The following is a 13,601-nucleotide window of genomic DNA, read 5'->3' on the forward strand; positions in this document are numbered from 1 at the left end:
ATTCCCCTCAGTGCACTCTGTTTCCGCCATTGATACAGGCGGATATTCTGGCTGTGGAGAACTCGCGTACCTGCTGCTGTGTCTCTCCGGGGTAGAGTGAGCTGATGCAATCCGCCGCAACCCTTTGCTTATGGCTATCGCCCAACTCGCGGGCGAGTACTGAGCTGGCGCCGGCAAGTATGTAGTTTCGAAGTTTTTCATCACCCAGCTCCCGGTAGGCAGCCATTAACCAGATAGCGCTTTCACTAAAACGCGTTGCCGAAATGGCATAAGTTGGCCACTGCTTTTCCAGAAGAAAGCTGGCCAGATCGAAGGCGCATCCCAAATAAGGGATTGCTTCGGCGTAATTGCACTCTTCGAGCAAAAGCTTGCCGCGCTCGATCCAATCGAGCCACGCCTTTTCCGCACGATCCGTGTCAGCGGTCAACCATTGGCGATGGTTGGCACACAAGTAACGTAAATTCACCGATAACCCCCCATATTTGATTTAACTTAAAGATAATGCGAACTATTATCATTTGCAAGCGCATTCACGAGCAACTTTTGCTTTCTGCTGTGATGGCGTCATTTACTGAAATAAAAAAAGCCGGCAGATGGGGGCTGCCGGCTAGGGGACAGTGCCCTTGGGGTGGGGCACTTGTCAGACGCACCCAGGGGGACGGGTACGCCTGAGGGTTCTTTTCATCCCAATATTTCTTTACCTATTTCGATATTAGGCTGAAATTTCATGCTTCCCAAGCGCATGTTTGAGCCTTTGGGTTAGCCCTACGCCATGCCCCCAAAATCGATTATGCCGGAAGTGGATAACAGGCAATGTAACCGTGGGACCTAGAGGTAACTGTGAAAAACCTCTGCGGGAGTCTTGGGGAAAGCCAATCTAAGGGCCTGCTCGCCACATACGAAAACTAAAAGTGGCTGAGCGGCTCACCAAACGATTTAAGCGCTTAATTCAAAAAGGAAAGGACAGGTGCCCCGATGAATGAAATTACAGAAATTCACGAAAGACATAAAAAAACCCCGGAGTTGGGGACCATCCGGGGTAGAAAAAGCTAAACGCTTTGGGGTTAGGGAGCAACAATGAACTGATTACTTGGATAGGCTCTCAAGCCCGATGGTTCCCGCTCCTTTGGTAAATAAGTGTAAACAAAATACGTGTTTTGGCGCCTCATACGTTCTTCTAAGTAAAGGCGGTCAATTTTTATCAAATTGATAACTCAGCCACTGGCCCATTGCTGTGCAGGCGGCGAATACAATCTGCAATCAACGGCGCACAATCTATCCACTCACAGTTTCCTCGCAGCTGCGACTGGGGAAGAGAATTAGTCACCACAATTGATTCCACCGGCAAGCGCGCCATTGCTGTATGGGCATCGCGACTAAATTGTCCGTGGACACAAAACACCAAAATCCGCCTCGCTCCCGCTTTTATCACCGCGTCCACTGCCCGTGTAACTGTGTGGCCAGTAGCAAGTAAGTCATCGACGATAATGACCGTGGCATCCTTAACTTCCCCAATCAAAGTTCCCCCACTCAACAGAGCACCGCTGCGATACTTCTCCACAAATGCGCTAGACACCGGCACCCCCAACTGATCCCCAAGGGCCAAACGGAATTTTTCCGCACGCTTTATCCCTCCTTCATCTGGAGACAAAACAACCAGGGGACCGGGGTCTCCGGACAGACGCATTCGCGCCACTTCAATCAACAGGGGGTTGGAAACCAGGTGAACGGTGCGACAGCGGAATGCGTTCTCAAAGGCCGCCAGGGAGTGAACATCCATAGTCACGACTACATCCACTCCGGCGGCTTCCAGAAAACTGGCCAGATAGCGACTCGGCAGGGGGTCGCGCAATTTGGTTCGCCGCTCTTTTCGTGCATAGCAAAGGTAGGGGATGACCGCAGTCACTCTCGCGGCACCGGCATCGCGAAGCGCCCCAATGAAAAACAGGCAGCGCATAAGTTTCTGGTCAACACAGCTGCTGGTATCGGTGTAAAGGGATTGGACCAGAAAAACATCCGCCCCTTCCACATCATCCAGTGGCCGAACTTTGTGTTCGCCATCATCGAATTGACGCTCTTCATGGCGAGATACCGGTTCACCGAGACTCGCGGCGACACGTCCAGCGAAGTCTGCTCCCACATCGAGACTGAATAACTTAATGCGGCTCATAAGCTCAGTACCCTGCCTGGCGCCTCTCACTCGCTAGGCGCCTTGCCCACGTTTTAATTGAAGTATGGACAGTGGAATTTAGGATCTGGAGTATTGCGGGTGTTGCAGTTGTTGCGGCTTGCGTAGATAGGGAGAGTCAGGGCTAAAAAACAGGCAAAAAAATGCCCCGGACTTGGGGGAGTACCGGGGCAAACATCTGACTTCCTTGGGGGATGATGACGCATTCCAACGATCTTGCCTTTTTAGAGGGGCTGTCGCCGGAACAGTTCCACGGAATTTCAAAAAGATTGTAAAAACGCCTAACAAAACACAAAAATTGGCATTTTATTCATCCATACCAACAAGAGCGCGCCAAATCATTCCGAGCAGCGCGCCCTACCCTCAATTCTTAGATGGTTTCTTCAGTCAAATTAGTGCGCCTGATCCCAATCTCGGCCCTGTCCCAGATCCACAATCAGGGGAACGTGGAGTTCTGCCGCGCCTTGCATCAATTCAATAATGCCATCGGCCACAACTTCGACCTCATCCTTGGGTACTTCAAGAACCAATTCATCGTGTACTTGCATAATCATCCGGGTCGCCAGCTTCTTCTCCCTGAGCCAGCTGTCTACAGCGATCATGGCCCGCTTGATAATATCGGCGGCAGTACCCTGCATTGGCGCATTAATTGCGGTCCGCTCTGCTGCTTGGCGCTGCATGCCATTGCGTGAGTTAATTTCCGGCAGATAGAGACGGCGTCCAAACAGGGTTTCCACATAGCCCTTTTCTGCGGCCTGTGCACGGGTATCTTCCATATAGCGCAATACACCCGGGTAGCGCTCAAAGTAACGGTCGATATAAGTTTGGGCGTCAGCCCGGGGGATATCCAGCTGCTTGGCCAGGCCAAAAGCCGACATGCCGTAAATCAAACCAAAGTTGATCGCTTTGGCCCGCCGGCGCTGCTCATCAGTCACCTTATCCTGAGCTACTTCAAAGACTTCTGCCGCCGTCGCGCGGTGAATATCTGCGCCTTGAGCAAATGCATCCACCAACCCTTTGTCCCCAGACAGGTGAGCCATAATACGCAGCTCAATTTGGGAGTAGTCCGCAGCGATGATCTCACTGCCACCATTGATTCTTGGGTCAACGGTGAAGGCCCGACGAATACGGCGCCCCTCCTCTGTACGAATCGGAATGTTCTGTAAGTTAGGGTCACTGGAGGACAGGCGCCCGGTAGCCGCTACTGCCTGGTGATAAGAAGTATGTACACGACCGCTCCCCGGGTCGATCATCTTTGGCAGTTTATCGGTGTAGGTATTCTTCAGTTTGGCCAGGCCGCGATACTGCATTATCAGTGCGGGCAGCTCGTGGTTGTGGGCCAATTCCTGCAATACAGCTTCAGCGGTAGAGGGCGCACCTTTGGGGGTCTTCTTGATCACTGGAATCTGCAGCTTTTCAAATAGGATCACTCCCAGCTGTTTGGTGGAGCCCAGATTGAACTCTTCGCCGGCTACTTCGTAAGCCTGCTGTTCCAGCTCTCGCATTCGCTGCTCAAGTTCAGCACTCTGCTCCGCCAACATCTTGGCATCGATATAAGCACCGTTACGCTCCATACGTGCCAAAACTGGTAGCAGGGGCATCTCAATTTCATCGAGTACCTTTACCAGAGTTGGCTCTCGCTCCAGACGCGCACTCAACTCATTGTGAAGACGCAGGGTGATATCTGCATCTTCAGCCGCATAGGGGCCCGCTTTGTCCAGCTCGATCTGGTTAAACGTCAGCTGTTTGGCGCCTTTACCGGCAATATCCTCGAAGTGAACCGTGTTCTCCCCCAGGTACTTGAGTGCGAGACTGTCCATATCGTGACGGCTGCCAGTGCTGTCCAGAACATAGGACTCCAACATGGTATCCCGTGCGATGCCGCGCAATTCAATATCGTAGTTGGCCAGGATATGACTGTCGTACTTTAGGTTCTGCCCCACCTTCTTGTGCTGTGGATCTTCCAGCAGGGGTTTGAGTTTGGCCAGCACCTCGTCAAACGGCAGCTGCTCTGGTGCACCCATATAGTCGTGGGCCAGGGGAACATAGGCTGCACGATAGAGCTCCACCGCGAAGGACACCCCCACTAATTTTGCCTGCATATAATTGAGGCTGGTGGTTTCCGTGTCGAAGGCAAAGATGTCTGAACTCTTCAGTTGTTCCAGCCAGGCATCGAACTCCGCCATTTCTGTGACGATGACGTAATCGCGCTCAACGGCTTCCGCCATGGCTTCTTCAGCCTCTTCACTGGTTAGCTCTTCTAACCAGCCGCGAAATTCATTCTGCGTGAATAGCTCAACCAGTGCCTCTGTATTGGGCTCTGAATTGTGCAGTTCCTGGGGGTGATAAGGCATCTCCACGTCGGTTTTGATAGTGGCGAGCTTATAGGAGAGTTCTGCCGCCTCGCGGTGCTCAGCCATCTTTTTGCCGAGGGTTTTTGAGCCACGGAACCCCAGCGGTGCAATGGCATCCAGGTCGGAATAAATGGTCTCCAAGCCTCCCAGATTCTGTAACAGTGCCAGAGCGGTTTTCTCGCCCACACCAGGAACTCCGGGGATATTGTCTGATTTATCTCCCATCAGGGCGAGAAAATCGATAATCAGTTCTGGACCTACACCAAATTTCTTAGTCACGCCCTCGCTGTCCATTTCGGTATTGGACATGGTGTTAACCAAGGTAACGCCCGGACGCACCAGCTGTGCCATGTCTTTGTCGCCGGTGGAGATTATGACTTGCTGCCCCTGACTCTGGGCCTCCAGCGCCAGGGTGCCAATCACATCATCAGCTTCAACACCGTCGACCACCAAGCGCGGCAATCCCATAGCGTCGATGATGTCGTGAATGGGCTGAATCTGCTCACGCAAGTCATCTGGCATAGGAGGGCGATGGGATTTGTATTCGGCAAACATCTCATCGCGAAAAGTCTTGCCCTTGGCATCAAAAACAACCACTACAGGACTGCCTGGGTGCTCCTTGAGGTGGCGACGCAGCATACTGATTACACCGCGCACCGCACCAGTAGGCTTACCCTGGCTGGTGGTCAATGGCGGCAGCGCGTGAAAAGCGCGATAAAGGTAGGAGGAACCATCCACCAAAATCAACGGGGCGGCTGAGGTGTTTTGTTTACTCATAGACGATGAATTCTTGCTTGCTTAGTTTGGCGTTCAGGACGCGCGGCAGGCCGATAGGATAACGCCCTTCGCTCTGTTTTTCCGCTTACTGATTCTTTCCCGCCAGACACCGTAGGTAACCTCTGCACAAAAGCCCACTCGACTTACCCCGCCGATTAAAACTATCGGCGCATCGATCTCACCAAATCTCCAGGCTTGGCTAGTCTTGCCGGTAGCGACCTTATGCGTTCGCTACTCCCCGGAAATCAAATTGTCACAGGCTGCCCCCAGGCAGTCAGGGATCTTTTATTTCCAAAAAACTGTGCCACCCGATGTTGAAGGAAGGATTCGAAAGATGAGAGGAGTGATGCGTGCCACCCTGTTGTTTGCCGCAAGTATTTTTGCCATTTCGGCAAGTGCCGGCTCGGATTGCAGTGGAGAGCATACCGCTGAAGCCGAGGCGACTGATGAAATACACTCACAGCAGTCTGAGGTAGAAGGCCATGAGTTAATACTCAGGCAGGCTATCCGAGAGAGAGAAAATGATTTGCTGGAGAGACAAAAACAGCAGCTGGAGAAACTGCAAAAACAAGCGGAAAGAGATGCTGCCCGGGTAGAGAAACTACAGCAAATAACCAATCGTTCCTAGAAACCACCCTACCAAGTCCCGCCGCCCTCCCTGGGAAGGCGGGATACTTGGTGCCCTCAAGGAGCCTCTGATTTATCCTTGCTGCGGTCGGGAACCTGACTCAAGCAAGTGCGGGCTTGAGACAAGAGGGACTCTATTAATTCCCTGTAATCAGCATTTTCATTCAACTGATCTCCCAGCAGATCCAAAGCGGCGTAACGCAACCCCAAATTTTCTGCCAACTGTTGATCTCGTTCATTAGCCGGCATATCTCCAAATAGACAGCCGTCGCCAATCTGTGACAAATCCAGCATTGCCTTGGCACCATAGCCCCCGCCACTGCCGTCGCCCAGGGCGTGGGTTTTAACTCCTGCAGAACCAAAAAAGTGACCATAGGCATCGTGCGTAACAACGATGGGAACTTCACGATACCCGTACAAGGCCCGATCGAGCACTTTCTGCAAGTTGGCCATCGAACTGGAAAACTGCCGTGCACGCCCCATAAACAATTCCGCCTGCTGTGGCTGTAATTGCGCCAGGCGCTCAGCGATCTGCGCCGCAGCTATTGCCGCATTGCGGGGACGCAACCAGAGGTGGGGGTCGGTAGCACTGGCTCCCTCATATTCAAGGGTCTCTATATCCAGCAGCTGCATTTGCCGGCCCGCTGGTAACAGCGCTGCCTGTTTTGCCAACACCCCCTCCATTTGCGGCCCCAGCCACACCAATAGTAAGGCGCGCTCAAGTGCAGCCCGATCGGAAACCGTAGGGGCATAATGGTGAGGATCTGCTCCCTCAACCAGCACCCGAACAGGAATATCCTCACCGGTTATTTCCCGGGCGATCAGGGCTAAAGGGCGCACGCTGACGACCAGCTCTCCACCACTGTCGGATTCCGGTTTGCTACAAGCCGGGAGAAAGAGCCCGAATAGAAGCACCGTGGAGATTGTAAAAAGACGTTTGAAGGGATACATCAGAGACATTAGGCGGCGAAAAATTGCGATATAATCACAACCAGCGCCAAGCTGCCAGCCTGGTTGTCCATATCCGGTAAAGAAGGTATGGAAGCAAACATCTTAAAGACTTCCCTGCGGAGATTGAATTCTGAATCCACCCCAGCCGCTTATCACAGCTGACAATATCGCCCTTCAAGTGGGCGGCAGGCAGTTACTTAAAGATATTACAGTCGAATTGTCCCAGGGGGAGATTGTCACCTTAATAGGCCCTAATGGAGCCGGCAAAACCACTCTCCTTCGCCTTCTGCTGGGGCTCAGCCAGCCGACCCAGGGCCGCGTGTGGCGACAAACTGGGTTGCGTATTGGCTATATGCCCCAACGGCTTCATATCGATAGCTCAATGCCCATGTCAGTTGAACGCTTCTTGCAGCTTGGCCAACCGGCCATGAAGCCCGAGCAAGCGCAGTCGGCATTGGACAGGGTGGGCGCAGGGCAGCTTAGAGGCGCCTCTCTGGCAAATCTATCCGGTGGAGAAATGCAGCGGGTCTTACTCGCCCGTGCCGCATCGCGCAAACCTCAGCTGCTTGTCCTGGATGAACCCACGCAGGGAGTCGATATCGGTGGTCAAAGTGAGTTGTACCAGTTAATTGCCACTCTGCGCGACGAGCTCGGCTGCGGTGTGTTACTGGTTTCCCACGACCTTCATTTAGTTATGGCTGCAACCGACCGGGTCCTTTGTTTGAACCAGCATATCTGCTGTCACGGACATCCGGAGCAAGTAAGTCGCCACCCTGCCTATCTGGAATTATTTGGGGACAAGGTCGCCCCCTATACCCATCAACATAACCACCAACATAAATTAAGTGGAGATATTGCGCCCGCAAGCAGCTGCAATCATCAACACACTCACACAAATACAAAAAACAAAGAGCAAAAATAAGTGGTCGATTTCGGCGAATTACTGCATAGCCAATTTCTCTGGTACGCCCTCGCCGCCGGCCTTATGGTCGCTGTTGTCAGCGGTCCTTTGGGCTGCTTCGCCGTGTGGAGACGTATGGCCTATTTCGGCGACACCCTGGCTCACTCAGCCCTTCTCGGAGTGACGCTGGGTTTTGTACTTCAAATTATGCCAACGGTGGCCGTCGGCATTACTTGCTGTGTACTGGCACTGCTACTGATGTATTTACAGCAACGCCAAAAGCTCGCCGTAGATACCCTGCTGGGCATATTGTCCCACTCCATGCTGGCACTGGGGATTGTCACCGTCAGTTTCTTCAAGATAAAGGTGGACCTCTTATCTCTGTTGCTGGGAGATTTACTCGCAGTCAGTGGCCAGGATCTGGTACTAATGGCCATTGCCGCCGCCACAATCCTGGGACTGCTTTATTTCCTGTGGGAACAGTTACTGGCTTTCACCCTGCACGAGGAATTGGCTTCAGTAGAAGGTGTCCCCATCGAGCGATTGCGAATCGCTCTGATGTTGATGCTGGCAATACTGATCGCGATCGCAATGAAAGTTGTCGGGGTTCTGTTAATTACCGCCCTGCTGATTATTCCCGCAGCTACCGCGCGAAAACTGTCGCACACTCCAGAGCGTATGGCGGTGCTGGCCTCATTGATGGGATGCTTAGCTGTAGTACTCGGCCTTCTTGCCTCCATCCTGTGGAATACACCGGCGGGCCCCTCCATTGTTCTGGCCGCAGCACTGTTTTTCCTCACTTCACAACTGCGAGCCAGCTAAAGGTGGCCTGCCGGTTAATCTCATCCTAATTTCTTATTTTATTTCGTTATTTGTCGCACATTGTCGCCTAAATCTACCCATTGGTGAGATACCTGTCACCGTTTATCGCAATAAGCAGATGGTTAGCCGCTAGCTAATTGTGTCAATTTTCCGTCGTTGCTAGTGTTGCCCGACGACCAGCCGTATTAGGCCGGTCACCAATAATGACAAAAAAATGGACTCACAACGATATGGAAAAGTTCTCTCTTCGTCGCAAGGTATTAACTACAGCCATAGTGGCGGCAACCGCTGCCACTAGCCCACAAACACTCTTTGCCGCCGAGGATCAGGCGATGGAAGAAGTTGCAGTTGTGGGTTCCCGTATTAGTCGAAACGCTGAATTTGAAACAGCTACCCCGATCCAGGTAATGGATCGCGATGCCATCGAAAAGTCCGGTTACACCAATCTGCAGCAACTTTTTGAGAAAAACCCCGCCGCAGGTAATGGCACCTTCTCAACCCGGGGTAACAACCAGGACTCTACCGCAAACGGGGCTGCCGCTGTGAGCCTGCGCGGTATGGGTGCCGACGCCACTCTAGTATTGGTAAATGGTCGCCGGGTGGCTATCAGCGCATTTGCCGAGAGCATTACTACCAACTTTGTGGATATCAACAGTGTGCCCCTTGCGGCGATTGAGCGGGTCGAAGTCCTAAAGGATGGCGCCTCCGCAATTTACGGTTCCGATGCCGTTGCTGGTGTAGTCAATCTGGTATTGCGTAGAGACTTTGAAGGTACTGAGGTATCCGTAGATTACGGCGGTGCCGATGGCTATGACGAGCAATCCATGTCCGCCGTCTGGGGCATCAATGGGGATGACTCAAACCTGACTGTTATTTTTGACCACCATAAAAACAGCCGCCTATCCAGCACCGAACGCAGTGGTTTGGATACCGCTAACCAATCCAGCCGTGGCGGTATGGACTTCCGCTCCTCCAGGGGCTATCCCGGTAGCTTCAATGTGGGCGGTACCTTTGTTTCCGACCCCAACTGTCCCGAAGAGCGCGATACCGGTGAAGTCTGTGTCTATGATTACGGCCCCTGGACTTTGATCACACCCGAAGCCGAACGCACTGGCCTATTAATGCTTGGCCATACCCAGTTGGCCGAAGGCGTGGAGTTCTTTAGCGAGGTCGCTGTTCAGCACAATACCTCCGTAGCCCAGGGTGCACCCACCCCCCTCGATGGCGACGCGGGTCTCTATGTACTGGCAGATCATCCAAATAACCCATTCGGCGAAGATGTGGATATTTACCGCTATCGCACCGTGGATGCAGGCGCCCGCCAGTGGGATATCGAAACCGATAACTTGCGCGGTGTCTTCGGCCTGCGCGGCTCTGTCGCCGACTGGGACTGGGAGGCTTCTGTGCAGCGCTCCCGCAGTGAAACCACCCAGACCGGTGACCGCTCCCAGGGCTGGGTGCGTACGGACCTGTTACAGGAGCAGATTAATGCCGGTAACTACAATCCGTTTGGCGGGGTTCAGAACCCGGACTCGGTCATTGATGCCATCACCACCAGCCTGGTCCGCCAAGGTAAGTCCGACCTCACCAGCTATAACTTCTCAGTCAATGGAGATTTAGTCGATACCGCCAGTGGCACCATCGCTATGGCCGCAGGCCTGGAATACCGGGAGGAAAAGGCTTCCGATATCCCTGATGACCAGTTCCAGCGCGGTTTGATCTTCGGTACCGAATCCGTATCCGCCAGTGCCAGCCGGGATATCTCCTCAGCTTATGTGGAAGTTGCTATCCCCCTTCCTGCCAGGTTCGATCTGACTGTGGCCGCCCGTTACGATGATTACAGCGACTTTGGCAGCACCACCAATCCAATGGCAAATCTGCTGTGGACAGTAACCGACCAGCTATCCTTCCGAACCTCTTGGGGTACCGGTTTCCGCGCGCCTTCCCTGGCGCAGGTCGGCTTAGGCCCGTCACAAGAGTCCTTATTCTTCGCTGATACCTATGGCTGTGAAGTTAACGATGCCTACTGTGCAAAGACCGACTACACCATTGTCTTCTCCGGCAACCCGGATCTGGATGCAGAGGAGTCAGAATCCTTCAACATCGGCGCTGTTTACGAGCCCATAGAAGACCTGCGACTATCTCTGGATTATTGGAATATCACCCAGGAAGGTAAGATTGACGAGGTCCCCTTCGGCTATATCTACAGTCTCTATTGCTGGGATCAAGACAGCACCGTGTGCCGCCGCGATACCCCGATTGATGGTGAAACCCTTGGCGCCCTGCAATCTATCGACAGCAGCTTCACCAATATTGGTGAACAGGACGTATCGGGCGTCGACCTAAGTATTGTCTACAGCGGATTTGAGCTAGTGGGCGGAGAGCTTGGCCTGCGCCTGGATTACTCTTACCTGGCAGAATTTGAGCGTGTTGAACTGAATTCCAGCGGCGACGCATTTATCACCCGCGATCTGGCCGGTGAATATGAGTATCCACAACACCGTTGGAACGCTACCGCTGACTGGACCTTTGACACCTTCGGATTTAGTGCCGGGCTCAGCTACATTGGTGAGTTCGAGGATACTCCGGATATCGATTTCGACGGGACACTCGACTATGACAGCAATAACTCCCGCACCGTAGACTCTTTCCTGACCATGAATATGCAGGCCCGTTATACCGGCTTCGAGAATATGGTGTTGAGCCTGGGTGCGGATAATGTCTTCGATGAAGAACCGCCCTTCGCTATCGGGGATGGCGACGGAGACCTCTATGGTTATGTACAGTCACAACACGATCCCCGTGGTCGCTTTATCTACGGCAAGATGACTTATAGCTTCTAAGTTTTTTGTAAACCATAAAAATTACAAAGGGGAAGCATTAGGCTTCCCCTTTGTAATTCCTAACTAAGAGTAGTTAAGGACGACAATCATTTTTCTACGCCATTCTTCCGCACTCTTATTGCTGCCGACTCCAAAGAAATACGCTGTTTAGTCAATTCTTGCCCTGCCTTTCGAAACTCACGAATGCCCAGTAGAATTCCTATTAACTCAAAAAGCGAAACCGCCACTCCAATCAATAACAGATAAATTTCAGGCACAACTATCTCCTGCGAGCTAGCAAAGCCGTCACTTTGAAATAGATGCCCAGTGTCAGAATAGTGGGAACCCAAAGTGCGGTAAAAATTCCTTGCTCCTTATAACCGCTAAACCACAAACTCGCGGATAATATCAAAGAGATTAAAACTGCCAGTAAGATAAAGAAATCTGATACTTTGAGCACGCACCATATCCTCTAATCTTCATCAAATTCCCAGAATCCAATTGCCGCCATCAGCAAACCAAAAACTGTAATACCAGCTGGAATCCGCATCCACAATACGCCAAAAACGTCCAGCATTGAGGGAATAAATGAAAGAAATCCTAAAATTCCCCATAAAAAGAAAATACCGGCAATCGACAGTCCAGTCCAACCCACTATCAATCGTACTTTCTTAGATCGAAAATAACCGGCCAAAAGTATTTTCTGCATTAATAATACAAAACAAACGGGCTTTGCCCGTTTTAACATTATTGACAGAATAGTGCAGCCTCAGATGGTTAGAGGAGTGTGAGTCTCATCCTTTATTGCGCTTGGCGTAATCTTCATTAGCTTGCCAAACTCTAACTAAATTTCCGCCTAGAATTTTTTTAATATCCTGCTTGCTATACCCACGCTTCAGCAGGCCTTCAACCAAATTAGGATATTGAGAGACGTCTTTTAAGCCGACGGGCAAGCTATCTCCGACACCGTCAAAATCCGATCCAATGCCTATATGATCCACTCCCACTAAATCACGAATATGGTCGAAATGATCAAGAACATCTTCCAAATCTGCAAAAATGAACTTCTCAGTTGAAAGCTTATCGGAGTACTCCTCAACTTCCTTACTATCTTTGGGTAAATCCTTTTTTTTAGCAAATTTCTCAACCTGATCAGTTATTTCACGATATGAATTCAGTGATTCACCACTAATAAAAGTAGAGCCAAAATTCACCATGATAATGCCGCCATTGTCAGCCAACGCATTTATCATTTCATCATTCATATTTCGTTCAAATCCCGGCGTAAAATGCCTTGCCGAAGAATGTGAAGCGATAACAGGAACAGCAGATAAATCAACAACTTGCCAAAAAGCTGCATCTGATACGTGGGAAATATCGATCATTATTCCCATCCGATTCATCTCTCGTACCAAGCGCTTTCCGAATGCACTCAAGCCTTCCCAGGGCCTGTTTTTATCATACGAGGAATCAGAGATATGATTGCTCTTTGAGTGGGCTAAGGTAATGTACTTCACCCCTCTATCAGAGAAATACTTTAAATTGGCAAGATCTCCCTCAATAGGAGCTCCGTTCTCTATACCCAAAGGTAAGGAAATTAAGCCGGCATCGACTTGCTTTTGTAGATCATTTATTGACTTAGGTATTGCAAATTTATCCGGGTGCTGTTTGACCATTGCCTCCACTTTATCAATCAAAGTATCTGCATACGATTTGGCAATACCCTGGTCCTCCTTTTCTGCAGGGACATAAATAGACATAAAGGGCGCATTTAGTCCACCTGCTTTAGCTCGAGGGTAATCAAAGTCTCCCTTATCCGTGCTAAGTCCAACATCTTCTTCACCTTGTTCGAGACGATAGGGAACATCTACATGTCCATCAACAATCAAATACTCTTGAACCAGCTCTTGGGCCAGACTTTTACCTTCATCTGCAAATACAGGGGTGCAAGTTAGTGCACATAATGTCCCAACTAAAAAATAATTTTTCAAATGACAATCTCCCTATTTATATGAATAAATCTAGAAAATTTACCGTAGATGGTGCTCATCTAGAACCACATTTCTTAAATACATTACTTTGATTTGTTAATCTACAAAGATTAAATCGTTGTCTTTCTTTTAACTGCAGATTGGCTGAATCTTAGGGGTAACAATAAA

11 protein-coding genes are annotated in these 13,601 nt (G+C 51.0%); 4 read left to right on the forward strand and 7 right to left on the reverse strand.

The window, feature by feature from the left end:
* Positions 1-7 precede the first annotated feature (7 nt).
* From ACYX4J_RS21270 to polA, 3 genes are all read right to left on the reverse strand, one after another.
* The gene (locus ACYX4J_RS21270; RefSeq protein WP_413663928.1) at positions 8-466 is read right to left on the reverse strand and encodes a hypothetical protein; all 459 of its coding nucleotides are present in this window, start codon (positions 464-466) and stop codon (positions 8-10) included.
* Positions 467-1,201: 735 nt separating this feature from the next.
* Positions 1,202-2,170, reverse strand: a complete 969-nt coding sequence (locus ACYX4J_RS21275; RefSeq protein WP_444915081.1) for a ribose-phosphate diphosphokinase — start codon at positions 2,168-2,170, stop codon at positions 1,202-1,204.
* Between the two features lie 410 nt (positions 2,171-2,580).
* On the reverse strand, positions 2,581-5,319 hold the full coding sequence (gene polA / locus ACYX4J_RS21280; RefSeq protein WP_476177499.1) for a DNA polymerase I: 2,739 nt from the start codon (positions 5,317-5,319) through the stop codon (positions 2,581-2,583).
* A gap of 334 nt (positions 5,320-5,653) precedes the next feature.
* On the opposite strand from polA, the gene ACYX4J_RS21285 reads away from it, so the two are divergent.
* Complete coding sequence (locus ACYX4J_RS21285) at positions 5,654-5,947, forward strand: hypothetical protein (protein WP_413663925.1); 294 nt, start codon at positions 5,654-5,656, stop codon at positions 5,945-5,947.
* Between the two features lie 56 nt (positions 5,948-6,003).
* Here the strand turns inward: ACYX4J_RS21285 and ACYX4J_RS21290 are convergent, their stop codons facing one another.
* A complete protein-coding gene (locus ACYX4J_RS21290) occupies positions 6,004-6,906 on the reverse strand; it encodes a metal ABC transporter substrate-binding protein (protein WP_476177500.1) in 903 nt (300 codons plus the stop codon).
* A gap of 121 nt (positions 6,907-7,027) precedes the next feature.
* On the opposite strand from ACYX4J_RS21290, the gene znuC reads away from it, so the two are divergent.
* The 3 genes from znuC (at position 7,028) to ACYX4J_RS21305 (ending at position 11,463) form a co-directional block, all read left to right on the forward strand.
* Positions 7,028-7,819 (forward strand): zinc ABC transporter ATP-binding protein ZnuC, encoded by a 792-nt coding sequence (gene znuC, locus ACYX4J_RS21295; RefSeq protein ID WP_413665908.1) that lies wholly within the window; start codon positions 7,028-7,030, stop codon positions 7,817-7,819.
* Entirely contained in the window at positions 7,820-8,620 is an 801-nt protein-coding gene (locus ACYX4J_RS21300) for an iron chelate uptake ABC transporter family permease subunit (protein WP_475709041.1), read from the forward strand.
* Between the two features lie 203 nt (positions 8,621-8,823).
* Positions 8,824-11,463 (forward strand): TonB-dependent receptor, encoded by a 2,640-nt coding sequence (locus ACYX4J_RS21305; RefSeq protein ID WP_476177501.1) that lies wholly within the window; start codon positions 8,824-8,826, stop codon positions 11,461-11,463.
* A gap of 86 nt (positions 11,464-11,549) precedes the next feature.
* On the opposite strand, the gene ACYX4J_RS21310 is transcribed toward ACYX4J_RS21305, so the two are convergent.
* The 3 genes from ACYX4J_RS21310 to ACYX4J_RS21320 all read right to left on the reverse strand — a co-directional run bounded on the left by ACYX4J_RS21310 (position 11,550) and on the right by ACYX4J_RS21320 (position 13,433).
* Positions 11,550-11,720 carry a hypothetical protein gene (locus ACYX4J_RS21310; RefSeq protein WP_444906760.1) on the reverse strand — a complete coding sequence of 57 codons (171 nt, stop codon included), beginning with the start codon at positions 11,718-11,720 and terminating at the stop codon, positions 11,550-11,552.
* A gap of 194 nt (positions 11,721-11,914) precedes the next feature.
* A complete protein-coding gene (locus ACYX4J_RS21315; RefSeq protein WP_444906761.1) occupies positions 11,915-12,151 on the reverse strand; it encodes a hypothetical protein in 237 nt (78 codons plus the stop codon).
* An 85-nt stretch (positions 12,152-12,236) separates the two neighbouring features.
* Positions 12,237-13,433: a dipeptidase gene (locus ACYX4J_RS21320; protein ID WP_476177502.1), complete on the reverse strand. Its 1,197-nt coding sequence runs from the start codon at positions 13,431-13,433 to the stop codon at positions 12,237-12,239.
* Positions 13,434-13,601 lie beyond the last annotated feature (168 nt).

The sequence above is a fragment of the Microbulbifer sp. ABM4_008 genome (genome assembly GCF_056311705.1).

Excerpts from the sequence above, each read along its gene's own strand:
- ACYX4J_RS21275 (WP_444915081.1), bottom strand. The coding sequence starts at position 2,170 with ATGAGCCGCATTAAGTTATTCAGTCTCGATGTGGGAGCAGACTTCGCT.
- polA (WP_476177499.1), bottom strand. The coding sequence starts at position 5,319 with ATGAGTAAACAAAACACCTCAGCCGCCCCGTTGATTTTGGTGGATGGT.
- ACYX4J_RS21285 (WP_413663925.1), top strand. The coding sequence starts at position 5,654 with ATGAGAGGAGTGATGCGTGCCACCCTGTTGTTTGCCGCAAGTATTTTT.
- ACYX4J_RS21290 (WP_476177500.1), bottom strand. The coding sequence starts at position 6,906 with ATGTCTCTGATGTATCCCTTCAAACGTCTTTTTACAATCTCCACGGTG.
- ACYX4J_RS21305 (WP_476177501.1), top strand. The coding sequence starts at position 8,824 with ATGACAAAAAAATGGACTCACAACGATATGGAAAAGTTCTCTCTTCGT.
- ACYX4J_RS21315 (WP_444906761.1), bottom strand. The coding sequence starts at position 12,151 with ATGCAGAAAATACTTTTGGCCGGTTATTTTCGATCTAAGAAAGTACGA.